This is a genomic window from Rhodococcus sp. NPDC079359, from assembly GCF_040702585.1.
Lineage (GTDB): Bacteria > Actinomycetota > Actinomycetes > Mycobacteriales > Mycobacteriaceae > Rhodococcoides.
The window spans coordinates 77,120-102,732 of the sequence record NZ_JBFBLH010000006.1 but is presented as its reverse complement, the minus strand read 5'-3'; the positions used below and the strand labels follow the sequence as shown (position 1 = coordinate 102,732).

The following is a 25,613-nucleotide window of genomic DNA, read 5'->3' as shown; positions in this document are numbered from 1 at the left end:
GTGCAAGGGTCCATTTACATTTCGGCCCGTAGTGGGTCAATGGACCGTTGCATACGTCTGAGCGCGTAGGTGGTCCATTCACCCTCCGGTGGGGGGCAAGGACCGCGGGCTTCATAGGACTCCATCTGCCGGCCCTAACATCCGAGCCCGACAATGTTTGGCAACTCGCGACTGGTGAAGGCCAATCCATCCACAGACTGGTCGACCATCCACAGAGAAGCTGCGACAGCGCCCGAACGCGACAAACGTGTCGGTGCCGGATTCCACTCTTCGGGCATGAAAAGACGATTGTGGAACACAGGTTCATTGTTCGACCTCAGCTCGACCGGCGTCGTGACGCGTCGGCAGCTTCGCGAGGCGGGCGTGAGTGACGCAGCGATCGACAGCAGATGCGCGGCCGGCGGTCCGTGGCAGCGATTGCTGCCGGGTGTCGTACTGCTGCGCAACGGTAATCCGTCGACGCTCGAACGCTCAGCGGCGGCGCTCGCATACGGCGGACCGACGAGCATGATCACCGGCTGCGTCGGACTCGATTCGTTCGGATACGGGACCAACGGATCCGCCGGGGAGGTTCATCTGCTGCTACCCGCAGAGATGCGTCGGGCATCGGTGTCTTTCGTCCGAGCAGAGCGGACGTGGCGGCTTCCCGAGCCGATCACCAAGGGCAGCACACGAGTTGCTCCTCTGGTGCGTTCATTGGTCGACGCCACACGGGCCGCGAAGTCCGAGGCACGGTGCGTCGCCTTGCTGACCGAAGTACTCCAACGAGGAGGCGTGTCCATCGACGAGATCGCCACCGAATTGGCCGAAGGGCCGCGCCGCTACAGCGCGCTCACCCGCCGCGTACTTCTGGAGTTACGGGACAACGCGCACTCGGTGGCAGAACTCGAGGACCAACGCCTGTACCGAACCAGCGGGCTGCCAGCGATGACGCACAACTGCGATATTTACGCTCGAAGCGGAGAGTTCATCGCCAACACGGACGGCTGGATCGACGCCGTGGCGCTGGCACGTGAAATCGATTCCGTGACCCACCATCTGTCACCAGCCGACTACCAGCGCACACAAGCCCGACGCAACCGAATGCAGGCGCACGGACTGATCGTCGTGTCCCATTCACCGCAAGACATCCGCGATCGGCCGACACAGGTGCTCGAAGACTTACGGAGGAACTTCCAGCACGCTCTCGCCAGACCACGACCGGATGTGGTGATGGTGCCGCGTGAATCTACCGGTGCCCGCGCGTGAATGAACCATCGCATGCGTCTCGGCAGTGCAATGGTCCATTGACGCGAACGGGAGCGAAGCGACCCCGCGAGGGCTGGGGCACCACTTCAGTCCGGCTAGATCGGAAGCAACGAGTGTTTCCGCGGACTCTTGTGCACTTCCTTGTCTTTCAGGATGTGCAGGGCCTTACGAATTTCGAGGCGCGTTTGCGAGGGCTCGATGACCGCGTCGATGTAGCCACGCTCGGCGGCGATCCAGGGCGTTGCCACGTGTTCGTTGTAGAAATTGATGAGCTGCTTGCGCAGTGCCGGTGCATTTTCTCCGGCCTCGGCGAGTTGTTTGCGACTCATGATGTTGATGGCACCTTCGGCACCCATGACGGCGATGCGGGCGGTCGGCCAGGCGAGGTTGATGTCGGATCCGAGCTGCTTGGAGCCCATCACCGCGTATCCGCCGCCGTACGACTTACGAATCACCACAGTCAGTTTCGGCACCGTCGCTTCGACGAACGAGAAGATGAAGCGGCCACCACGATGGATGACGCCGAGCGTCTCCTGGTCGACGCCGGGCAGGAAGCCGGGTGTGTCGACGAGGAAGATGATCGGAATGTTGTAGGCATCGCTGAGTCGGATGAACCGAGCACACTTGTCCGCTGCCTTGGCGTCGAGTGCCCCGGACAGGTGCATCGGCTGATTGGCGACGATTCCCACCGGCCGGCCGTCGACGCGGGCGAATCCGGTGATGACGTTCGGTGCCGTCTGGCCCGAGAGCTCGTGGAATTCACCGTCGTCGAAGATGCGCAGGATGATGTCGTGCATGTCGTAACCGGCGTTGTCGGCGTCGGGCATGAACGAGTCGAGCTTGCGATCGGATTCGGTGATCTCCGGCTCGAGCCCCGGATTGATCACCGGCGACTCTTCCTGGCAGCTCGACGGCATGTAGCTCAGGTAGTTCCGGATCCACTCGAACGCAGCCTTCTCGTCCGCTGCCACGTGGTGCACGTTGCCGTTGACGGCCTGGACGCGCGCACCGCCCAGTTCGTCGAGGCTGACGTCCTCACCGGTGACGGACTTGATGACCTCCGGGCCGGTGACGAACATGTACGCCTCTTCGGTGGCGACCACGATGTCGGTGTTGATCGGCGCGTACACGGCACCGCCGGCACACTTGCCGAGGATCAGGGAGATCTGCGGGCACAGACCGGACAACGCCTCGTGGCGTCGACCCAGCTCGGCGTACCAGGCCAGGGACGTCACCGCGTCCTGCACACGAGCTCCACCGGAGTCGTTGATGCCGACGACCGGGCAGCCCATCTTGATCGCGAAGTCCATGATGCCGGCGACCTTACGACCGAACATTTCGCCGACGGTTCCGCCGAACACGGTCTGATCGTGCGAGAACACGGCGATCGGGCGGCCGTCGACGGTTCCGTGGCCGGTGACGACGCCGTCACTGTAGAGCGCGCCGGGATCGTTCGGGGCCTTCACCAGTGCGCCGATCTCGACGAAGCTGCCGGGATCGATCAACGAGTTGACGCGATCGCGGGCACTGGGGATGCCCTTCTTCGCGCGCTTCGCTACGCCGATGTCGCCGGCCGGCTCCTTGGCCTGTTCGAGCTTCGTCCGTAGTTCGGCCAGCTTCTCCGCAGTGGTGCCACTCAAGATCTACGCTCCGGTTCTTGCAGACTCGATGTTCTCGAGCGTCTTCGACAAATGGGCCGCAATTTTTCCAATGTACGGCTCGTCGACGACGGCGAGGTGATCGCCTCCGACGTACACGATCTCGAGGTCCTCGACCACCGGTCCCCAGCCACCGTGCTCTTCGCGGGTGGCGTACGCGGGCTCGAGGGCGATCGCGTCGTCGTGGTACTTGTCGGCCATGTACAGCGTCACGTGCCCGCCGTACTTCTTGAGCTCGGCCGTCTGGATCGCCCGATTGTCGAGCCACGACGTGCGCTGGTGCTCGATGATGCCGCCGGGGATCTTCGCGCCGCTGAGCTTCACCAGATCGGTAATGATGCGGATCTGCCCCTCGTCGTCCGAGTCCACCAACTTGTCGTACGGAATCGGGTAATCGACGTTGTACGTCTTCTTCGCGAACGCCGCGTACCGCTCCCAGCGCTTACGCACCTCGTCCTTGGTGTCCGGGATCTGCGTGCCGGGCATGACGGTGTCGAGCAGCCCGACGTAGGCGACCTCGATCCCCTCTTCCTCCATCTGCCGCGCCACCTCGTAGGCGAGGATGCCGCCGAGCGACCAGCCGACGAACACGTACGGCCCTTCGGGCTGGATCGCCTTGATCAGCGGCACGTACTCCGCGGCTCGTACGGCGATGGGTCCTTCGACGCGCTCGAGTCCGTACATCGGAGTGCCCGCGGGCAGCTTCCTCAGCAAGGGCTCGTAGGCGACGGTGGAGCTACCGGCCGAGTGAAACGCGAACACCGGTGTGGCGGTTGAACCTTCGGGGCGGGCACGCAGATTGCGTACGACGCCGTCGATCTCACCGTCCTCGAGGTGCGGGCGAACCTTGTCTGCGAGCTGCTCGATGGTCTCCGAGTCCAGGACGTCGTCGAAGGTGATCTCGCCGCCGGCCCGCTCGGTCAGACGAGCAGCCAGCTTCTCGGCCGTCTCGTCGTCGAGGATCGGCAGGGTGTTGAAGATGCCCTTGGCCGATTCCTTCGTCACCACAGCCCATGTCGCGAAGGTCATCCGCTCGGCATTGTCGCGCGGAGGCACGTCGGACCCAGCAGCCTCGGCGAACGCTTCCTTGCCGCCGAGGTCGGTCTGCGCCGGAGCAACAACCGCCGGGGCAGCAACAGCAGGCGCAGGCTGGTACTCGGCGCTCGGTACCGCAGCGTCGGGTGCCGCAACAGCGGTGTCCAGCGCTTCCTCGCGAGCTGCCGCACCGCTCTCGGCAGCCTGTTCGGCTGCCTTCTCCGCCGCCTGCTTGTCGGCCAGTGCCTGCACCTCGTCGCGGTTCTCGATCGCGTAGCGCAGGTACTTCTCCACCTCACGCAGGTTCGCATCACGCACGGCCTGCAATTGCACTGTGGGAATGTCGAATTCGTACTCCACCCGGTTCTTGATCCGCACGGCGCTGAGTGAATCGAGGCCGAGCTCGATCAGCGGAACCTCGGGCGGCAGATCCTCGGGCGCATAGCCCATGGACTCCGCGACGATGATGGCCAATCGGTCTTCGAGCTTCTGATTGCCGTTGGGATCCCAACGGTCACCGAACGTCTCGACGACCTCCGGCAACTCCTCCATGGGGGACGAGGATCGCTCCTCCACCGCCACAACGGGTTCCGGACGCGCATCACCGGAGGTGACGACGGCCTCGTGCAGCAGGGTGAACGCCGAGCCCTCGTGTGCGTGCACCTGGACCGACGCGCCACCGAGGTGCGAGGTCAACGTGGTGACGACCGTGCCCGCCTTCGGTACCGCAGCATGGGAGACCGAAACACCCAGGGCCACATCGGAGAACACCTGCGATGCAGCGGCCGTGACCAATGCATCGAATGAGGTGACGGCCGAGGCCTGAACTTCCCAGACGTGGCGGCCATCAGGCAAGGCGACGCGCGCACCGGGAACTCGCGCGTTGCCGCTGGAGCTGACCTGCGAGTTCAGCCAGAACTCCTTGCGCAGGTACGCGGTACGCGGGATGGCTGCGTACGGGCCGGACTCGAACAGCGTGGCCAGTTCCAGGGCGTGCCCGTGGACGTAGAGCTGCGCCAGAGCGGAGAGGAAGGTCTCGGACTCGTCCTCCTTGCGCTTGAGCGTCGGGATCAGAGTCGAATCGGCAACGCCTGCAGCCCACGCCGTGGCGGCGACCGACATCAACGCAACCGGGTTGGGGGCGAGCTCGACGAACGTCGTGTGACCGTCTCCCACAGCGACATTGACGGCCTGCGTGAACCAGACCGGATGACGCATTCCCTTGGTCCAGTACTCGACGCCGTGAATAGCCGCATGCCCGACGCGATAGTGGGCCTCGCGATCGACCGACGAGTAGACGCCGGCCGTGAGCTTGCTGGGTTCGATTCCGGCGAGTTCGGCGGCCAACTCACCGAGCAGGACATCCACTGCCGCGGTGTGTCCGGCGCCCTTGACGTCGAGCAGGCGGGCCATCTTGCCTGCGGCCTCGGCCATTTCGACGAGGGCCTCGACCTCGGCGCGTGGTCCTCCGACGGTGGTGTGCGTCGGTGCTGCGTAGACGCACGGTTCGACGTTGGGGAATTGATCGGTGAGGGTCTTGACCTCGTCGGGGGTGTACTCGACGAGAGCCATGGCACCCTGCGATGCGGCTCCGAGTCCGTCCTGGCCCTCGGCCAGCAGTCGCGAACGGGCGTAGATGATGCGCACTGCGTCTTCGAGGTTCAAGCCACCGGCAACGTATGCCGCCGCGACCTCGCCCATCGAGTGTCCGATGACGGCCGCCGGCTCGGCACCGTGCGCGCGAAGCGTTGCCGCCAGGGCGATCTGGATGACGAAGATGGAGACCTGGGAGTTCTCGAACTCGTAGGTCTGCGAGTCGTCGAGGATGATCTCGCGGATGGAGTAACCGGCCTCGTCGACGAGCAGCTCGTCGACCTTGTCGACCTCGGCGGCGAACACCGCGTTGGTGCGGTAGAGCCGCGATGCCATCTTGCGGTGCTGCGAACCGAAGCCGGAGAACACCCACACCGCCCCGTTGGACGCGGGCGAATCTGCCGAGAACACACCGGGGCCCGGCTTGCCTGCGGCGATGGCACGCAATCCGGCGATGGCCTCGGCTGTGGTCGACGCCAGAACCACTGCGCGCGAACGCCCGTGGTTGCGGCGGGCCAAAGTGCGGCCCACGTCGACGAGAGGCGTCGTGCTGCCCTCTTCGGTTTCGAGCCAGTCGGCCAGTTCCGATGCGGCCCGCTTACGACGCGAGGGCAGGGCCGCGGACACAGCGAGAATCACTGTCTCCGAACCTGTTTCAGCGTCGGACAGTATGGTCTCGGCCTCGGCCACCGGATCCGTGGTCTCGACCTCCGACAAGACGGGCTCGGGCTCGGCGACGATCGGCAGCTCGGCACCGGAAATGTCGGTGACACCCTCGACGAGAACGGCTTCCGGATCCACCGCCGCTGGATCGAATGCGTCTGCGGTCTCACCCGGGACGTACTCGCGGACGACGACGTGCGCGTTGGTGCCACCGAATCCGAAGCCGGAGACGCCTGCGACGGCCTTGCCGGTGTACCGCGGCCAGTCGGTGGCCTCCGGAATCACCTTCAGGTGCGCCTTGTCGAAGTCGATGTACGGGTTGGGGCCCACGTAGTTGAGCGAGGCGGGAAGCTTGTTCTGCTGCATCGCCAGGACGACCTTGATCAAACCTGCTGCGCCTGCGGCAGATTCGAGGTGCCCGAAGTTGGTCTTCGCCGATCCCAGCAGGGCAGGCTTGTCGGCGTCGCGACCACGGCCGACCACACGACCGAGAGCGTCGGCCTCGATGGGATCGCCCAGAATGGTTCCGGTGCCGTGCGCTTCGATGTAGTCCACGCCCGACGGGTTGATACCGGCGTCGCGGTAGGCGAACCGCAACGCGTCGGCCTGTGCGTCCGGGTTCGGTGCCAGCAGACCGTTGGACCGGCCGTCCTGGTTGATCGCGGAGCCGGCGATGACGGCAAGCACCTGGTCACCGTCGCGCTCGGCGTCTTCGAGTCGCTTGAGCACGACGAGTCCGCCGCCTTCGGAGCGGATCATGCCGTTCGCGTCGGAGGAGAAGGCCTTGATTCGGCCGTCCGGCGCGAGCACACCCGTCTGACCGAATCCGACCGTGATGGGCGGCGCGAGCAGCATGTTGACGCCACCGGCAACGGCCAGATCGGATTCGCCGGTACGCAGACTGCGTACCGCCTGGTGCACGGCGACGAGCGACGACGAGCACGCGGTGTCGACGGCGATCGACGGCCCGCGGAAGTCGTAGAAGTACGACACTCGGTTGGCGACGATGGCGGTGGACGTGCCGGTGAGGGCATACGGGTGCACGGCCGGGTCGCTGACGGCGATGAGCTGGTAGTCGTTGGACGAGCTGCCGATGAAGACGCCCACCTGGCTGCCCTTGATCGAGCTGGCCGGAATGTGCGCGTGCTCCAACGCTTCCCAGGTCAGTTCCAGCGCGAGCCGCTGCTGCGGATCGACGTTGACGACCTCGTTGGGCGACATCGCGAAGAACTCGGCGTCGAAGGTCTTGACGTCGTCGAGGTAACCGCCCTTGGTCACCGTCGCGGCCACCGCGGCAGCGATGACGGGGTCGGAGGTGAATTCCTGCCAGCGGCCGTCGGGCAGATCGGTGATGCCGTCGCGGCCCTCGATCAGCAGCGACCACATCTCTTCGGGGGTCTGTCCGGTACCCGGGAACCGGGAGGACAGGCCGACGATCGCGACGTCGTGCGCGTCGCCCGACTGTCCGCCGCTGGTGTAGAACGCGTCGTCCACGGTGCCGACGGGCTCGTCCGGCTCGCCTTCGATGATGATCTTGGCCAGCGAGGCGATGGTGGGGTGCTGATAGACGACGGTGGCGGTCAGCGTGACCCCCACCAGTTCCTCGATCTCGCCGCTCAGTGCGACGGCATCGCGAGAGGACAGACCGAATTCCTCCATCGGGCGGTCGTCGGAGATGGCCGACGCCGGCTGCCCGGTCGCGTCCGCAACCCAGTTGCGCAGCCAGTCCCGCAGCTGCGCAACCGTGAGGTCTCCGCCGTCCACGCGCTCGATTTTGTCTGTCTCTTGTTCAGCCATTACTCACCAAGTCGTATCGGAGGAAGAACGGAGGATGCGTCCGTCAGTCGGGCAGTTCTGCATCCGGGAAGGCCGTCTGCTGGTAGCCGCCGCGCAGCGTGCCCTCGATGTACGCGGCCTTGCAGGCGCGTCGAGCGATCTTGCCGCTGGACGTACGCGGAATGGAACCGGCCGGGACGAGCAGGACGTCGCGCACGGTGACCCCGTGCCGTGCCGATACTGCGGTACGCACCTCGTCGGCGATCGGAGCCGGGTCTGCCTTGCCCGAGCCGGGTGCACGCTCGGCGACGATCACGAGCTGCTCGGAGCTGTCGTCGGAGTCCTTGGTCAGGGCTGCGCCGCTGAACTCGAACACGATGTCCGGTAGCTGGTTGAGCGGAACGGCGAACGCCGCGACGAAGCCGGGACGCAGTGCCTTGCTGGCTTCCTGGGCCGAGAACTCGAGGTCCTGCGGGTAGTGATTGCGACCGTCGACGATGACGAGGTCCTTGACGCGACCGGTGATGTAGAGCTCGCCGTCGTGGTAGACGCCGAAGTCGCCGGTACGCATCCAGTTGCCACCCTCGGGAGCGCCCTCTGCGTGCGAGCCCTCGGAGTTGCGGTGGACGAGCTTGTTGTGGAAGGTCTCCGTGGTCTCGGTCTCACGGCCCCAGTAGCCCTTGCCGATGTTCTCCCCGTGCAACCAGATCTCGCCGACGTGCTCGTCGGCAACCTCGGTGGCGGTCTCGGAGTCGACGATGGCAGCCCACTGGCTGCGCGCGACGGTTCCGGTGGACACCTGTGGGATGGCACCGGGGGCGTCGGGGGCGACGACGACGAAGTTGCCTGCGTTGAGCTCGACGCGGTCGACGTAGACGACCTTGGCCTCGTCGGCGTGCTTGCTGGTCGAGACGAACAGGGTCGCCTCCGCCATGCCGTAGGACGGCTTGATCGCGGACTTGGGTAGTCCGTAGGGACCGAACGCCTCGTTGAACTTCTTCATCGACGACGTGGTGACCGGCTCACTGCCGTTGATCAGACCGATGACGTTGGACAGGTCGAGGGGCTCGCCGTTCTTCGGCAATCCACGCTGCGCGGCGTGCTCGAACGCGAAGTTCGGTGCTGCCGCGAAGGTGCCTGCGCCGTCGGAGACAGCTGCGAGTTCCTTGATCCAGCGCCAGGGCCGCTGCACGAAGGCGCGCGGGCTCATGATGGTGATGTACTTGCCGCCGAGCGCCGGGAGGATGACGGTCAGCAGGCCCATGTCGTGGAACATCGGCAGCCAGGTGACGCCGCGGGAGTCGTGGTTGATCTCCATGCTGTCGACCATCTGCAGCGCGTTGACGCCCACTGCGCGGTGCGTGATCTCGACGCCGGCCGGCGTCCGCGTCGAACCGGAGGTGTACTGCAGATAGGCGATGTCGTCGAGCCCGGCCTTGGGCTCGACCCACGTCTCACCGACGCTGTCCGGGACGGCGTCGACGGCGATGATGCGGGGACGCTCCGCGGCGGGCAGGGCGCGGAAGAACGCGCGCACACCTGCGGCCGAGTTGCTCGCGGTGAGGATGGCGCTCGGCTTGCAGTCACCGAGGACGGCATGCAGGCGATCGGTGTGGCCCGGCTCGTCGGGATCGAACAGCGGCACCGCGATGGTGCCCGCGTAGATCGCACCGAAGAAGGCGATGACGTACTCGAGGCCCTGCGGTGCCAGGATCGCCACTCGATCGCCGGGCTGGGTGACCTGCTGCAGGCGAGCCGCGACCGCTTTGAGGCGAGTACCGAACTCGGCCCAGGTCAGCTCGTGAGCCTCGCCGTCACGTTCCCGGGAGTAGTCGACGAACCGGTACGCGAGCGTGTCGGAATTCTCCTGCACGTTCACCTCGACGTGACGGACGAGCGTCTGCCCTTCACCGATGGTGATGTGGCCGTTCTCATCGATGAAATCATCGAACGTGTGGCTCATTACTTCAATCTCCTCCGACACGAATCCGCTGCCACACAGCCTGCGTGACCTGGGCCCGCACCACCGGCTGCGTGCATGCAGACACCGAACAGCGTTTTATGTTACTGACTAGTAGCTCTTACGGTGTCGGTTTGGCACCTGGTTTGAAAGGCCAGCTACATGGTACCGACACGCGCCTGCGTCACTCGCCTTTCAGCAAGTCGACAACCGGCGCGAATGCTTCCATTTGAGTAGGGAAAACCCCGACATAGGACATCGTCGTCCGCGCGCGAACGTTACGGATCTGATCGGCAATTTCCTCGTATGTCCCGAATGCGAGGTATGGAGACGACAGGATGTCCTCGACGGTGAGCTTGACGTCGACGTCCACGTTCGGCGGATAGCCGTTGTCGAGTGCCGCCAGCGCCATCTCGGCCATCTGTTCACGGTCGTCGGTGACCACGATCGTGGTGATGGCCCAGTTCAGTTCGATGTCGTCGAACCGATCGCCCGCGGCGGCGCGAATGAGCTCGACTCGCTCGAGGGTCTTCTCGATGGTCATGCCCGAGAGCAACAGCTTGCCCTCCTTCGAGGTGCTCGGCACCACGGAGATGATGTCGGCATGCTTGGCCGCCAACGCGAGCATCTTCGGACCGCCACCGCCGATGCAGATCGGCGGACGCGGTCCCTGCCGCGGCCGAGGACTGCCCTTGAGACCGGTGATCGTGTAGTGCTTGCCCTCGAAATTGCATTCCTGACCGCGCAGCAGCACGTCGAGAATTTCGAGCGTCTCTTCCAACTTCTCGATGCGCACGCCCGGGCGGTCGTACGTGATGCCCGCCTTGTCGTACTCCTCACGCATCCAACCGGCGCCGAGACCGAGTTCGAGCCGCCCGCCCGACAGCACATCGATGGTGGCCGCATCCTTGGCCAGCACCGCGGGATGCCGGAAGCCGTTGGCCAACACAGCGGTGCCGAGCCGAATCTTGTCGGTGGCGACGGCGAGCGCGCCGAGTGCTGCGATGGGACCGACCTGGTTGCCCAGGTGATCGGGAATCATGAAGCTGTCGTAGCCCAGTTCCTCGGCCTGCTGCGCCAGCTTGATGAACTTCCGAGCCCCGCCCTCCTCGGCGTTTCCCTCTCCGCCCGCAGCGAATCGGAATTTACGCGGCCCTGGGGTCGCGGCCTCGGCGGAACTCATCTATTGCTCTCCTCGGAGTGTGGAGCGGTCTTGTTTCGGGTGGCGAGAGCAGCCCGGCCGGGGCCGATCTGCGCAGGTCCAAGGCGCCACTCTAGCCGCTGGCCCGACGCGATCACACCGGCTGGGGGTTTCACGACCCAGGTTTGTGCCCGGCAATAGATCGCCACACGTCGCGTTGTGACGTTTCCGTTATAAAAGCGTCAGCGCTCACGAATGCGGGGGCGTCGGGGCATTCTCGATCAGTCCGGCGGCCCACGAAGCGGTCCACTGAGTAGCCGTCGTACCGGATTCGTCGACGACGAAACTGTTGTACGACGCATGAACGGGGTTGCCTGCAGCACCGATCAGAATCTGGATGCTCTGCGGAATGTTGCGGAGCGACAATCCATCCGACGGCGACGAGCAGATCAGATCGCCGGGAGCACAGATCTGATTGGTCCGGTCGTCGAGAGCACCGAAGCCACCTTCCCGACGCCCCGTCATCGTGATACCGGGCAGGTCGAGTCCGCCGAGCGCTACCTCGGCACCGACGCCGTCGAGCGGGGCCGGAACATCGGTGCCGGAGACGCCGTCGCGTCGACCGTCGGCGATGAGGGTGACGCCGAGAACACGATCGGCCGAAATGGGACCGTTGCCCGCTCCGATGTCCGCTGCGATGTCGCCGGAGATGACCGCGCCCTGCGAGAAGCCTGCGAGGACGAAATTGGTCAACGGGCAACGCGCGCTGACATCGGTCATCTTCTGCACGGCGACGGCTTTGCCCTGGGTGCGGCTGTTGTTGTAGGACTCCTGGCCGTCCGGCGGCAGCGCGATGGGATTCGAGAACTGCGCCACGTACGGCACGGTGTAGACGTCCGCTCGCGAGCCGGGGAACTGCTCCTGCAACGGGCGAGTGACGTTGAGCATCAACGACACCGGGTTGGCCGTCGGGTTGTACGGATCGTCGGTGGCTGACGACTCCCAGGTACCGGGGATGGCGATGACCTGAACGTCGGGGCAATCGGCCGGCTGCGACGTCGGCTCCTGGGGGCCCGGAGGCACCGGAATTCCCGGTTCCTTCGGCAGCCTTCCGGCAAGCAGGTACCAGAGTGCGACGATGATCAGACCGAGGATCGCCGCAACGGCGATCACCGGAAGGATTCTGCGCTTACGCTTGGCCATCACCGTGGATCTCTACGGCCTGCAGTAGGTCGCCTGCGCGGCGGCGATGTAGGTCTGAGCCGCCTGCTGAGCCTGCGTCTCGCTCATCTGGGTTCCGGAAGCGCTGGCCTCGACGCCGACGTTCGCCGTGACGAAGGTCGAGATCTCCTCGGCCGTGACGCCCTGCGCCTGCGCGGCACAGATGTAATTGGCCGTCGAGACCGCGATGTCGCCGTTGCCCGCCGGGGTGATGCCCTGCTTCCTCAACTCGTCCAGGAAACTCTGACCGCGGTCGTCGATCTGACTTTCCGTCGGCCCCGGGAAATCGTCCGGGACGGGCTGAGGCTGCTCGGGCGGCGCAGTGGCCGCCTCCCCCGGACTCATGGTCGGCGCAGCGGTGGTGGTGCTCTCTGCAGCCGACGTCGTCGAACTCGCCTCGGTCGTCGTCTCGACGGCCGAGGTGGTGCTCGTCGGCGCTCCGGTCGCCGTCGAGTCGTCACTCCCGCAGGCCACCAGCATCGAACTCGCCGCAACGGCGAACACACCGAGCGACAGAGTCCTGGTGAGGGAATTACGCGTCATCGATCGAAATCCTTCGGTCGTCGGGTTCGCAGGCGAGAGTACCGCCGCGCTCTGTGAGAACTCTGAGCTGCTATCGGCAGGTTCTACGGCGCGATCGTGGCAACGCCGTCCTTCAGCGTGATGATGCCGAACTGGAAGTTCTGCTGCTTGCCGCCACCGTCGATGTCGAACTGATCGCTGGTGGGGTAGCCGAGCCGGCCGCCCTCGTAGCCGACCGATCCCCACGCGTCGAAGATCGGACCGTACGGAGTGGACCAGGCACCGCTCAGCGGGCTCCAGTAGATGTTGCCCGTCTCGAACTGGTTGAAGCGTCCGCCGTCCCTGATCGGACCGAGCTCGTTGGACTTGGGGAACCCGAGAGGTCCACCCTCCCAACCCAATTCGCCGTACTTGCCCAGAATCATGCCCTGCACCGAGTGCACACCGGCCTCGGGCGAGGTGTAGATGGCACCGATCTCGAAGCCCTGCACCGATCCGGGCTTGGTCGGGGTTTCGACCTCGTCGAGCACCGGGTAGCCGAGCGGTCCACCCTCGTAACCCTGGGCGGCCCACTCGTCGAGCACAGCGCCCATGACCGCGTGCGCGCCGGTCTGCGGCGTGAAGTAGACCATGCCGTTCTGGAAAGCGTTGAACCGTCCGCGACCGTCGGGAGTACCGATCTCGCCGGTCGTCGGGAAACCGAGAGCACCCTCGGGGCCCCCGTTGCCCTGATAGATGCCACCGATGGCACCGGCGACGACCTGCGCACCGGTGTCGGGAGTGAAGAAGACTCGACCGAAGGTGAAGTCCTGTGCGCGTCCACCGGCCACGTTGTATTCGGCGGTCAAGCACGGGCCGAGCCACGAATTGGCTCCGCTCGCGTTGCCGATCAGGCCGGCGGCGCTGCACGCGGGCTTGTCCACCTCGACGCCGAGCGCGGTGGCGAGCTGCGGCCACAGCTGATGCAACTCGAACTGCCAGTACGGCCACGAGTGCGTGCCCGACGGCCGGTAGTTGACCTGAGCGGGGATGCCGAGCTGGTTGAGTTTGGTGGCGAACGTCTGCGAGGTCAGTCGCGACAGAATCTCCAGACCCATGCCTGCGTAGTTGGTGCTCACACCAGGAATGGGCGACGGCTGATCGTAGGGTCCGGCCGAGCCGTTGCCACTCGAGATGTAGAGACTGACACCTTCGAGCTTGTCGGCCAGCACGTACGGATCGTGCTGGGCCCACAGCGAGTTCGACGGCGGTCCCCACATGGCGCTGGAGTTGAACCCACCGGCGTCGGTCATCGCGTACTGAATGGCCTGCGGCATACCCAGCGAGGTGGTGCTCAGGATGCCCGAGAGCGAACCGGCGAACTTGAAGAAGCCGGGATTGCGCGCGGCGAGGAACATCGCGGACGTGCCGCCCATCGACAGTCCGACGACGCCGCGGTTGTCGGTGCTACGCCAGTCGCGCTCGAGAATCGGCGGGAGCTCCTCGGTCAGGAACGTCTCCCACTGGTAGTTCTTCCCGTTGTCCTGATCGACCCAGTCGGAGTAGAAGCTGGACTGGCCGCCGATGGGCAGGACCACGTTGACGTTCTTGTCGGCGAAGTACGACTCGGCGTCGGTCTCGGCCGTCCAGCCGTTCTCCTGGTCGGTCGCTCGCAGGCCGTCGAGCATGTACACCTGCGGGAACGTCGCCTGAGGGTTGATGTTCCAGTCACGCGCGAGCAGCAGCTGAACCTGAATGGGCGTTCCCATCGAGGGCGACTGGATCCACAGCGCGACGCGACGATCGGAGAGCCAGTCCACCGAAGTGACGGTGGCACCGGATGTCTGCGTGTAGGCGGGGCCGGCCAGTGCAACAGGGGCCGTCCTGGCGACGGGGGCAGCGGAGGCAACGGTTGTCGTCGCGAAGGGGATCATCAGCGCGGAAGCGACGGTCAATGCTGCTGCCGCTCGCCGAGCCCGTGTACCGGCCGATGTAGTCCGACCGAACCGAACAAGCTCAGTGCGCATGATGGTGACTCTCTTTCGACGTGACATTCGAAGGTCTCCTATCGAGACATGCTTCGTATGTCTTTCTACACGTGCCCGCTGCCGACGAGAAGCAGACGCGCTGTGACTGGTGGTGCAATTGTGAACAGAGGTGCCGCTAACGATCCGGTGGAACAGAAATGCCGCCCGGCGTAGGGACGCGGGCGGCACTTCCGGAGAACATGGAGATGGTGAACGTCAGGCGTTCAGGGCTTCCAGGATCTGGCCGCGAGCCTTCCACAGCTCGGCTCCCCAGTACGGCCATGCGTGAATGCCGTTGGACGGGAAGCTGTAGGTGGCCGGAATGCCGAGGGTGTTCATGCGGATCTGGAATGCACGGGTGTTGGCGAGCGAGAGGGCCTCGAGCGCCATGCCGTTGGCGGTGTTGTAGAAATCGATCGGCGCGGCCGGTCGATCGAACTCGCCGGGCAGACCACTGGCGGCCGAGATGTACAGGGACATGCCCTCGAGCCTCGGTGCGAAGACGAACGGGTCGTTACGCAGCCACGCCGGGTTCCAGGGCGGTCCCCACATGGAGTCGACGTTGAAGCGTCCGGCATCGAGCATGGCGACGCGGATGGCCTCACGCATGCCGGGCGCGGAGATGTTGAGGTAGCCCGAGAGCGAACCGGCGAACTTGAACTGATCGCGGTGGTACGCGGCGAGCGTCAGAGCGGCCGAACCACCCATGGACAGTCCGAGTACACCGTTGTTGCTGCGCGAGACGCCGTAGTTCTCGAGGAACGCGGGCAGCTCCTGGGTCAGGAACGTCTCCCACTTGTAGGTGACTTCCTGGCCGTTGAAGTTCGACGAGGTGTACCAGTCGCTGTAGAAGCTCGACTGACCGCCGACGGGCATGACGAGGGTCACGTTGTCGTTGGCGAACTGATCCTGCGCGTTGGTCTCGAACGTCCAGGCGTTGCGGTCGTCGCGGGCGCGCAGTCCGTCCAGCAGGTAGAGAGCAGCGTTGCCGCCGCGGGCCGCCCACTGGACCTGAACCTTGATGGGGCCCATCTCGGACGGAACGATCAGGTCCTCACGGCCACCGGCAGGCGTCTGGTGCACGACGGGAGCAGGCGCTGCAACAGCTACCGCTCCACCGACGACACCGGCTGCGATGGGAAGGACGAGCGCGGCAGCACCGACGCCGAGCAGGCGCTGACGCCAGCGTGAAGACGCCTTCGGGGTTCTGCTGAGGCCGGCAAATCGCATGAATCGTGCTCTCTCTCATCTACGCGGTCTCCGCGACATGCGGCCCCCGGCAATCGAACAGGGCTTTCTGGGTGGCCCCTCGAGGCCAGGGACGATGTGGTCCCGAAAAACTGAGGTTCTGCTGTGAAAACAGGCAAACCGCTCGATGGAGGTTATTCCATCGAGCGGTTCCAAGGCAAAACTGTGATCAGCGTCCCAGTTTCACCTCGACGTTTCCTTGAAACAGGAGACTATCCTGCTCGGCCCCCGCTGAACAGGCCTGAAAAGTCGTGAAGTTTCACGAAGGGCCGAAAAGCGGGAGAAACGACCGAAACGAAGTGTGACCGGTCAGCCACCGATGTTGGCGCTCAGGTCCGGTGCCATGATGCGGATCTGCTCGCCCCAGTAACCCCACTGGTGGGTACCGACGGCCGGGAACGCATACGTGACGTTGTTGGCGCCGATGCTCGCCATCCGGATCTGGAACGCCCGGCTGTTCGCCAACGCGATGGCCTCGAGGCCCATGCCGTTGGCGGTGTTGTAGTAGTCGATGAAGCTCTGCGGGCGATCGAGTCCGCCGGGCAGACCGCTACCTGCGAACACCCACACACGGGTTCCGTTGTCGCGCAGACGAGGCGCGAAGACGAACGGGTCGTTGCGCAGCCACGCCGGATCCCACGGCGGTCCCCACATCGCGTCGATGTTGTAGCGGCCGGAGTCGAGCAACGCCAGACGCATCGCTTCACGCATGCCGGGAGCAGAGATGTTCAGGTAGCCGGACAGCGAGCCCGCGTAGCTGAACTGGTCCGGGTGGTAGGCGGCGAGCGTCAGAGCGGCCGATCCACCCATGGAGATACCGATGACACCGTTGCGGTTGGGGTTGAAGCCCCAGTTGGCGCGCAGGTTCTCACGCAGGTTCTGCGTCAGGAAGGTCTCCCACTTGTACGTGGTCTGCTGGCCGTTGAAGTTCGACGGTGCGTACCAGTCGGAGTAGAAGCTCGACTGTCCGCCGACCGGCTGGACGACGTTGATGTTGTACCCGGCCAGTACGGCACCGGCGTCGGTCTCGTGCTCCCAACCGGAGATGTCGGTGGTGGCCCGCAGCCCGTCGAGGAGGTAGACGACGCGGTCGGTGTTACCGTCCGCGGCGCGCCAGACGCGACTCTTGATCGGACCCATCGACGAGTCCGTCCATACGTCGATGGCATTGCCGTCGAAGGCCGCGTTTGCAGTCGCGCCACCGCCGGCTACAGCCAATCCCAGTGGTAGGACCACTGCCATCAGCATGGACGTGGCGGCGCGGCGTCCCCAGGACCCACCCCGCTTGTCCTCGGACCGGCTCTTCCTTCTACCCAGCATGCACTCGACCTCTCAGCTGCTTCGTCGTCACATCGGTTACGCAATCAACGCTTGATCTCGCAAGTCCATCATGTCTGCCGCCCGACCACACAGGTCGGACGCATACACATCCTCCGCACTTATCGCGCGAAGGACGACCCCCGTTACATGATCGAGATAGCTCATCTTGGCGTCGACACCAATTCGGCGCAACCCGGTGACCTTTTCGTGTTCGGACACCTAATTGTCCGCCTTCAATATCGGGGCCGGAAGATCACATCGTTGTATTTCGTACTTCGGCACCCGATCGAACCGATATCCGGCGTAGAAGAGCGAACGCTTGACATTCCGGACGAACAATTCCTTCGTCAACGGAGCTCGATACGAGGTGAGCAGTTCCTGGGTGTCGGGGCAGGTCAGCGCAACCTGAGCCTCGGTGACCCAGTCCTCGTCCATGTACCAGGGCAGGTACGGATGAACGGCGACGAGGCCGAGATCGGCCACCACCCAGTCCGGATACAGGTTCTTGTCGTGTCCGATCCGGCCGTTCTCGAGCCGCTCGGTGTGCGACGCCAACGGGTACGCCAGCCCCATCTGGTCGATGACCCGCACGTCGAGGCCGACGTTCATGCTGGTCATTCCGAGGTTCAGGAAGAAGACGGTGTGACCGAAGCCACCTTCCGGGATGGGGAGCGGCGGGGGAACGACATCCCAGTAGGTGAACTGCGCCGACGGCAACAGCAGGCCTCCGTCCGGAGTGTCCTCGATCGCCTCGACCATCCCACGCATCCGCGGGTAGTCGAGGTAGTCCGAGGCCAGGATCGGGTGGGCGTGCCCGGTGTTGAGCGAGTAGAACGCCCGCTCGTCGACGATGCCGCTCCGGCCGACGATCGAACCCTGCGGCATACCCGTCGTATTGGCGGCCACGACGGCCCAGACCACGATGCCGCCCCAGACGAAAAGATCGGCGACAAATATCGCGGTGGCGCGGTCTGCAGACCACCGTTTCGGAAGGGCGACCGGCAGCACCGAAATCGGCAACAAAAGCGTGAACAATGCCGGCAACAATGTCCGGCCGTGCATGAAATCGCCGCCGACGCGAATCGCGTACAAAGCCAGCAGAAGGCCACTGATCACCACGAAGACGACCACGGCGGTCGGCGTCCGTAGCGCTGCGAGCCAGCCGCCGACGGTGCGGGGCAGGGACAACCGCACTCGGGAGGCCGACAGAACGGCACCGACGACGAGCAGTACGAGTGGCAGCCACAGCAGGTACGGGCCCACGAGGTTGGACAGGTACTCGAACCCCTGCGACCACTTGGCTCCGCCGGCATCCTTCGACACCGCGGTGTTGGGGTACGGCAGGCCGTAGTAGCCCATGCGCCAGATCTGGTAGAGCACCGGCACGGCTCCGGCGAAAACGAACACTCGGAGCCTGGACAACCAACTCTGCGGGGCCAGGAAGATCATCGCCAGGGCCAGCACCGCCACGATGGACAGTTCCGGACGCACCAGCGGGCCGAGGCCGGCGAAGAACGCCAGCAGCAGCAGCTCGGCACCACCGCTCCGGCGCTGGCCCCAGCGAACCATCAGCAGCCACAGCATCGCCAGCCAGAAGATGACCAGGCAGGTCTCGAGGCCGGACGTCGCGAAGTCGCGGGCAGGAGGAACCGCGATGTAGACCAGGACGCCTGCGGGCAGGAACAGGGTCTTCGACGCAGTACGCCCTCGCAGCGCGAACGTGCCGATCATCGCGATGACGACGGCCGCCGTGGACAGTACGAGCGCGATCGTCAGGACGACGTACTCGAGGCGTCCCTCGCTCAGCCAACTGCCTGCGTAGACGAGGTACGTCCAGATGGTGCTGGTGTTGGTCTCGACTCGTTCGCCCGCGTTGAACACCGGTCCGTTGCCGGCCAGCAGGTTGCGGACGGTGCGCAGCACGATCAGCCCGTCGTCGGCGATCCAGCGGCGCTCCCACGCACCCCAGAGGAACAACGCCCCGGTGACCACGGTCCCGATCCAGAAGACGGGCCGGGTGATCGATGCCCGAGCGGAGTTCTCTTCTCGCGCGTCTCGCTGGTCAGGCGAGGTAGACAGCGACACCAACCACTCCGATCCACGCTATGGCGAGTAGCTGCAGAACCCTGTCTCCCAACGCGATCTCTTCGGGTTCGCCTGCCTCGCCGCCATCGACATCCACTGCGTATCGCAGGATTGCGATGGTAAACGGAATCATCGAGATCGCGAACCAGTTGGCGTCCGTGCCGGCGTCTTCCTGGAACGCCCACAGGCCGTAACAGATGACGACGGCCGTTGCCGACAGCGTCCAGACGAATCGCAGGTACGTGGTGGTGTAGTTCTCGAGCGATTTGCGGATCTTCGCTCCGGTGCGTTCGGCGAGCTGCAGCTCGGCGTAGCGCTTACCGGCAGCCATGAAGAGCGATCCGAACGCCATGATCAGCAGGAACCACTGCGACAGCGGGATCGAGGCGGCGACGCCACCGGCGATCGCGCGCAGCAGGAAGCCCGAGGACACGATGCAGATGTCGAGCACGGCCTGGTGCTTGAGACCGAAGCAGTAGGCCAGCTGGATCACGATGTAGACGCCGATGACCAGCGCCAGTTTCCAGTTCGCGAGGAACGAAAGACCGATGGCGAGGGCGAAGGACACCACGGCCATCGCGTAGGCGATGTTGACGGGCAGCACACCCGCGGCGATCGGCCGGAACCGCTTGGTGGGGTGTGCGCGGTCGGCCTCGACATCGAGGGCGTCGTTGACGAGGTAGACCCCGGACGCGGCGAAGCAGAACACGACGAATGCGAGCGCGACGGACAGCAGCACGTCGGGGTCGGTGACCGAGCCCGCGGCCAGGGGTGCAGCGAGCACCAGGACGTTCTTGACCCACTGACGCGGACGAAGCGCCTTGACGATGCCGTCCGCCAGGTTCTTCGGCGGCGCGCCTACGGGTGCGGCATCCTCGCTCATTTGTCTCCTTCGAACTTCACGACGGCCGCAGCCGTCAACGCGCCGAGTGCCGATCCTGCCAGCACATCGGTGGGGTAATGGACTCCGAGCACCAAGCGCGAGAGCAGCATGGGTGGGACGAGGACCGCCGGTAACGGTAGCCCGGTCACCCGGCCGAGGAGAACCGCGGCGGCTGTGGTGGATGTCGCATGCGAGGACGGAAAGCTCAGCTTGCTGGGCGTCGAGACGTTGATGCGCACGGCCGGATCGTGGGGACGTGGCCGACGCACGATTCGCTTGATGACGATCGACGCGGCGTGGGAGCCCACTGCCCCGACTGCCACCGAGGCCCACTGACGCCGACGCGGCTTGTCCAGCGCAGCACCGATACCGGCGATCGCGACCCAGCCGAGTGCGTGTTCGCCGAAGTGCGACATGCCGCGGGCGACGGTGATCGCGCCGGGGGCACTGCCGACGGTGCTCTGCACCTTCTCGAGGATCCTGACTTCCGTCGGGGCCTCGGTCTGGCCCTTACGCCTGGTAACGAAAGACACGTTCCCACGTTTCCTTACTGGTCAGGTGCGGCACGGCATCGCGATACCGAGCCTTGAGGGCGGGGAATTCGGCCGCCAACTGCTTGCGCAGCGACAGTGCTTCCTTGAGCAGCGCCGCGGCCTGAGCGCGGTCTCGCTTGCGGTAGACGACGCCCCGGCCGTCGGCTGTGGTGACGGTGACGCCGTCGACCTGAGAGAGCAGGAACCAGCGCGCGTCGAGAGTCGGGACGTTGAGCTGTGGGCGGTCGTGATGCTGGGTGTGCGCGGGCTTTGCGTTGTGCAGCAAGCCTTTTGCCAACCGGCTGATCTTGGCGAGCGGGTTGGTCGGCAGCCCGACGGCTCCCACTTCCTCACCGGAGGCGAGGGGCAGCTCCGTGGAACTGCCCACGACGACGGCGTCGGGAAATTCCTTGCGCAGCGCGTGCACGGTCGGCAGCGCGGTGGGCAGGATCTCGAGGATGTGCTCGGGGCCGGCCAGGAAGTCGCGGATCGCGAGGTTCTGAATGGCGACCGTCGAGTATTCGAGACACAGCAGATGCTTGACCGTGGCCTTGATCGTGTCGAGCACCAGGCCCTTGCCGTCGCCCGGCATGTGCAGCGATGCGACCACGAGGCGATTGCGCAGATGGAAGTACGCCTGCCAGTCGATGGCGTCGTCCTTGTCGCTCCACGCCATGTGCCAGATGGCCGCACCCGGCAGTGTCACCGTCGGGTAGCCGGCTTCCCGTGCGCGCAAGCCGTATTCGGCGTCGTCCCACTTGATGAACAGCGGCAGTGGCTGGCCGAGCTCCTCGGCGACGACGCGGGGGATCATGCACATCCACCAGCCGTTGTAGTCGACGTCGATGCGGCGGTGCAGCAGCTTGCTGGTGCGCAGCGGGTCCTCGGAGAAGTCGTGGTCGTACTCCACGTTCTGTGCGCCGGTCCACATGAAGTTGCTGCGATCGATCACTTCGCCCATGACGTGCAGGTGGCTGCGCGCCTGCAGGTTGAGCATCTGGCCACCGACGAGCGTGGGGACCTTGGCGAATCGCGACATGGCCAGCGCCCGCAGGATCGAATCGGGCTCGATCTCGATGTCGTCGTCCATGAACAGGATGTGTTGGCAGGCAGTGTTGTTCAGTGCCTCGTACATGATGCGGCTGTATCCGCCGGACCCGCCGAGGTTGGCCTGATCGTGGATGGCGAGTCGGCCGCCGAGGGCAGCTGCGGCATCGTCGAATCCGGGCTCGTCCTTGGCCTTGCGGGTGCCCTGATCGGGCATGATGACCGCCTGGATCACATCCAGCACCAGAGGGTCCGAGCCAAGAGCCACAAGGGCTTTGACGGCGTCGGTCGGGCGATTGAACGTGGGGATGCCGACCGCGACGGTGGCCTCGCCCGGCGCGTCGATCGGCGCGTACCAACCCGCGCTCTCGAGCACCACCTCGGAATCGGAGGTGATGTCGAACCAGATCCAGCCGCCGTCCTCGAACGGACCGAGGTCGATCAGGAACTCCTGTGCTGCATCGCCGTCCACGGCCTCGCGGCCCTCGACGTGGATGCGCGACGCGTCGGCCTTGGACCGGTAGACGTCGATTCGGCAGTGTCCGGAGACCTCGACGCGCAGCACCACGGACTTCAGGACGCTGTAGCGCCGCCAGTAGCTGGCCGGGAACGCGTTGAAGTAGGTACAGAACGACACCTCGGACTCGGAGCCGATCGTGACCGAGGTCCGCGAGAGCGAGTGTGCCCGTTTGGCGTTGGTGAGCGCTTCTTCGAGGTACAGCGTGCGTACGTCGAGCGGTTCACCGGAACGTGGCAGCAATACTCGCTGCAACAGTGACTTGCCGAGAACCGGCGCGGCGTCGGCGATGCCGTCCTCGAGGAGGTGCTTGGCGGTCACTTGTCGCCTGCCAGGGGTGCACCGGTCTCGAAGTGCGGGGCCAGGGTGTTCTCGTACATGTTCAGCGCGCTCGCGATGGCCATGTGCATGTCCAGGTACTGGTAGGTGCCGAGTCGGCCACCGAACAGCACTCCGCTCGCGGCCGCTTCGGCCTTGGCGCGGTCGCGATAGGCCTCGAGCTTCTGCCGATCGTCGGGAGTGTTGATCGGGTAGTACGGCTCGTCGCCGCTCTTGGCGAAGCGGGAGAACTCGCGCATGATGACCGTCTTGTCGGTCGGGTACTGGCGCTCGGGGTGGAAGTGACGGAACTCGTGGATCCGGATGAACGGCACGTCACCGTCGTTGTAGTTCATCACCGGGGTGCCCTGGAAGTCACCCGTCGGGAGTACCTCGGTCTCGAAATCGATTGTCCGCCAGCCCAGTTCGCCCTCGGAGTAGTCGAAGTAGCGGTCCAGCGGGCCGGTGTAGACGATGGGAGCGTCGGGGCTCTCGGCCACGAGCTCGGCCTTGACGTCGAACCAGTCCGTGTTCAACCGGACCTCGATCTTCTCGTCGGCGGCCATCTTCTCGAGCCACGCGGTGTAGCCGTCGACCGGCAGACCCTCGTAGGTGTCGTTGAAGTAGCGGTTGTCGAACGTGTACCGCACCGGCAACCGGGTGATGTTGCCCGCGGGCAGATTCTTCGGATCGGTCTGCCACTGCTTGGCGGTGTAATCCTTGATGAACGCCTCGTACAGCGGGCGCCCGATCAACGAGATCGCCTTCTCCTCGAAGTTCTGCGCATCCTTCGAGTCGAACTCGTTGGACTGCTCTTCGATGAGTGCCCGCGCCTCGGCAGGCGAGAAGTACTTGCCGAAGAACTGCGAGATCAGGCCCAGGCCCATCGGGAACTGATACGACTGGCCCTTGTGCAGGGCGAAGACACGGTGCTGGTAGCTCGTGAAATCGGTGAACTGGTTGACGTAGTCCCAGACCCGCTTGTTCGAGGTGTGGAACAGATGCGCGCCGTACTTGTGGATCTCGATACCCGTCTCGGGCTCGGCCTCGGAGTACGCGTTGCCGCCCAGGTGGTGCCGCCGATCCAGCACGAGGACACGCTTGCCCAACTGGGACGCCGCCCGCTCCGCCACGGTCAGTCCGAAGAACCCGGATCCGACGACGATGAGGTCGTATCGGCCGGTCACGGAGGCGTCGGAAGAGGTGGTCTCGGGGCTTACAGCAGTCACGGGCAACCAGGGTATCCGACGATCGTGACCGCTCTGCCCCGCCAGGCGTCGGTCGGCAGGTCGGAGGTCAACCGGGCAGGCGTCGAAGCAGGTAGGTATCCATCACCCAGCCGTGCCGGGACTTGACCTCCTCGCGGGCGCGGCGAATCTCGCCCAGCACGTCGTCGAGCGGACCCGACACCAGCTTCTCGTCCGCCGTCCCCAGGTTGGCACCCCAGTGGATGCCCCACCCTGCGCCGGTCAGCGCGCTGCAGGCCAGATTGCCGTCGAGCATGACCACGAGGTTGTCGAGACCGGCGGCGACGTCGCCTGCCAAGTTGCGGCCGGTGGTGATGACGATCGGCCCGCCGATGCGGTTGAGCACGAGGCGGTGACTCGCCGCCAGCATCGACACGCTGGAGATGCCGGGTGTGACATCGAACTCGATGTCGCCGCGCAACGCGGCCAGCCGCTCGACGACGCGGATCGTGCTGTCGTAGAGCGCGGGGTCTCCCCAGACGAGGAATCCGACGACGGTGCTTTCGGCGAGGGCGTCGAGCACATCGGCGTAGGCGCGGGCGCGGGCGTCGTGCCAATCGAGGACAGCGGTCTCGTACTGCCGGGGCGATCGGTCGCGTGGCGGGTCGGGCACCTCGATCACCCGGTAGCTGCCGCCGTGGTGGCGTTCGAGGACCTCCTGCCTGGCTGTTGCGAGATCGCCGACGGAGGCACCCTTGTCCGCGACGATGAACACGTCCACGGCCCGCAGTTTCTCGACAGCCTGGACGGTCACCTGATCCGGGTGGCCACCGCCGATGCCGATCAGATGGATTCTCACGAGCGGTCCCGGCACGCGTCGTACAGGTGGGATTCGGTGACGACGCGTCGAGCCAGGGCTGGCCCCACCAGAATCACCGCCGCCTGTCGCAGGTCGGCGGCCTCGACCTGGTCGGCGATGTCGGCCAAAGTGCCGCGCAGGATCAGCTCGTCCGGCTTGCTGGCGTGGAATACGACCGTGGCGGGGCACTCGGGACCGTAGAACTCGGTCAGTTCGTCGGCGATGATGCGGGTGCGGGTGATCGCCAGGTGCAGCGCAAGCGTTGCCCTGGTGGCGGCGAAGTTCTTCAGCGCCTCGGTATCGGGCATCGCCGTCGAGCGGGCCTGCGCGCGCGTCAGCACCACCGACTGCGTCACTTCCGGAACCGTCAGCTCGACGCCCAATGCGGCGGCTGCGGCGGCGTAGGCCGGAACGCCAGGGGTGACGTCCCAGGGCACGCCTGCGGCGTCGAGTCGAGCGGACATCTCCGCCAACGCGGAGTAGAGGGACGGGTCCCCCGAGCACAGCCGCGCGACGTCCTCCCCGCGCTCGTGCGCGGCGACCAGCTCTTCCGTGATGGCGTCGAGGTCGAGTTTCGCGGTGTCGACCAGTCGGGTGCCTGCAGAGCAGTGTTCGAGGATCGCGTCGTCGATGTAGGTACCGGCGTAGACGCAGACCGGGCTCGACCGCAGAAACTCGACGGCCCGCAGCGTGAGCAGGTCGGCAGCACCTGGTCCGGCTCCGATGAAGTGCACAGTCACAGCTCGAAAGCGTAGAGGACACGTCCGACGCGCCGCGCCGCTCGAACTTCCCG

Annotated in this window: 17 protein-coding genes; 1 reads left to right on the top strand and 16 read right to left on the bottom strand. The window is 65.3% G+C overall.

The window, feature by feature from the left end; all coding sequences use genetic code 11:
* Positions 1 to 276 precede the first annotated feature (276 nt).
* A complete protein-coding gene (locus tag AB0362_RS15985; protein WP_317784811.1) occupies positions 277 to 1,248 on the top strand; it encodes a hypothetical protein in 972 nt (323 codons plus the stop codon).
* A 95-nt stretch (positions 1,249 to 1,343) separates the two neighbouring features.
* Here AB0362_RS15985 and AB0362_RS15980 read toward each other — a convergent pair whose 3' ends face one another.
* The 16 genes from AB0362_RS15980 to cobM all read right to left on the bottom strand — a co-directional run bounded on the left by AB0362_RS15980 (position 1,344) and on the right by cobM (position 25,560).
* On the bottom strand, positions 1,344 to 2,888 hold the full coding sequence (locus tag AB0362_RS15980; RefSeq protein WP_317809293.1) for an acyl-CoA carboxylase subunit beta: 1,545 nt from the start codon (positions 2,886 to 2,888) through the stop codon (positions 1,344 to 1,346).
* Between the two features lie 3 nt (positions 2,889 to 2,891).
* Positions 2,892 to 7,994, bottom strand: a complete 5,103-nt coding sequence (pks13, locus tag AB0362_RS15975; RefSeq protein ID WP_317809292.1) for a polyketide synthase Pks13 — start codon at positions 7,992 to 7,994, stop codon at positions 2,892 to 2,894.
* A 43-nt stretch (positions 7,995 to 8,037) separates the two neighbouring features.
* Positions 8,038 to 9,936 carry a long-chain-fatty-acid--AMP ligase FadD32 gene (gene fadD32 / locus AB0362_RS15970; RefSeq protein WP_149407724.1) on the bottom strand — a complete coding sequence of 633 codons (1,899 nt, stop codon included), beginning with the start codon at positions 9,934 to 9,936 and terminating at the stop codon, positions 8,038 to 8,040.
* Between the two features lie 181 nt (positions 9,937 to 10,117).
* Positions 10,118 to 11,116: an LLM class F420-dependent oxidoreductase gene (locus AB0362_RS15965; protein ID WP_094687486.1), complete on the bottom strand. Its 999-nt coding sequence runs from the start codon at positions 11,114 to 11,116 to the stop codon at positions 10,118 to 10,120.
* 207 nt (positions 11,117 to 11,323) lie between these two features.
* The gene (locus AB0362_RS15960; protein WP_317809306.1) at positions 11,324 to 12,277 is read right to left on the bottom strand and encodes a cutinase family protein; all 954 of its coding nucleotides are present in this window, start codon (positions 12,275 to 12,277) and stop codon (positions 11,324 to 11,326) included.
* Between the two features lie 12 nt (positions 12,278 to 12,289).
* Entirely contained in the window at positions 12,290 to 12,838 is a 549-nt protein-coding gene (locus tag AB0362_RS15955; RefSeq protein WP_317809290.1) for a DUF732 domain-containing protein, read from the bottom strand.
* 83 nt (positions 12,839 to 12,921) lie between these two features.
* Positions 12,922 to 14,823, bottom strand: coding sequence for an alpha/beta hydrolase-fold protein (locus AB0362_RS15950; protein ID WP_317809288.1), 1,902 nt, complete (start codon positions 14,821 to 14,823; stop codon positions 12,922 to 12,924).
* Between the two features lie 216 nt (positions 14,824 to 15,039).
* Entirely contained in the window at positions 15,040 to 16,053 is a 1,014-nt protein-coding gene (locus AB0362_RS15945; RefSeq protein WP_068054320.1) for an alpha/beta hydrolase family protein, read from the bottom strand.
* 327 nt (positions 16,054 to 16,380) lie between these two features.
* Entirely contained in the window at positions 16,381 to 17,391 is a 1,011-nt protein-coding gene (locus AB0362_RS15940; protein WP_176460222.1) for an alpha/beta hydrolase family protein, read from the bottom strand.
* 219 nt (positions 17,392 to 17,610) lie between these two features.
* Positions 17,611 to 19,476 carry a flagellar motor control protein ZomB gene (gene zomB / locus AB0362_RS15935; RefSeq protein ID WP_317809286.1) on the bottom strand — a complete coding sequence of 622 codons (1,866 nt, stop codon included), beginning with the start codon at positions 19,474 to 19,476 and terminating at the stop codon, positions 17,611 to 17,613.
* On the bottom strand, positions 19,454 to 20,359 hold the full coding sequence (locus AB0362_RS15930; RefSeq protein WP_068054311.1) for a decaprenyl-phosphate phosphoribosyltransferase: 906 nt from the start codon (positions 20,357 to 20,359) through the stop codon (positions 19,454 to 19,456). Before AB0362_RS15930 ends, zomB begins: the two co-directional genes overlap by 23 nt.
* Entirely contained in the window at positions 20,356 to 20,892 is a 537-nt protein-coding gene (locus AB0362_RS15925; protein WP_052047296.1) for a phosphatase PAP2 family protein, read from the bottom strand. The genes AB0362_RS15930 and AB0362_RS15925 overlap by 4 nt, the downstream gene beginning before the upstream one ends.
* Entirely contained in the window at positions 20,870 to 22,777 is a 1,908-nt protein-coding gene (locus tag AB0362_RS15920; protein ID WP_317809284.1) for a glycosyltransferase, read from the bottom strand. The genes AB0362_RS15925 and AB0362_RS15920 overlap by 23 nt, the downstream gene beginning before the upstream one ends.
* Positions 22,774 to 24,003, bottom strand: a complete 1,230-nt coding sequence (glf, locus tag AB0362_RS15915) for a UDP-galactopyranose mutase (protein ID WP_317809282.1) — start codon at positions 24,001 to 24,003, stop codon at positions 22,774 to 22,776. Before glf ends, AB0362_RS15920 begins: the two co-directional genes overlap by 4 nt.
* A 67-nt stretch (positions 24,004 to 24,070) precedes the next feature.
* The gene (cobF, locus tag AB0362_RS15910; protein WP_317809280.1) at positions 24,071 to 24,820 is read right to left on the bottom strand and encodes a precorrin-6A synthase (deacetylating); all 750 of its coding nucleotides are present in this window, start codon (positions 24,818 to 24,820) and stop codon (positions 24,071 to 24,073) included.
* Positions 24,817 to 25,560 carry a precorrin-4 C(11)-methyltransferase gene (cobM, locus tag AB0362_RS15905; RefSeq protein ID WP_037187168.1) on the bottom strand — a complete coding sequence of 248 codons (744 nt, stop codon included), beginning with the start codon at positions 25,558 to 25,560 and terminating at the stop codon, positions 24,817 to 24,819. Before cobM ends, cobF begins: the two co-directional genes overlap by 4 nt.
* Between the last annotated feature and the right edge of the window lie 53 nt (positions 25,561 to 25,613).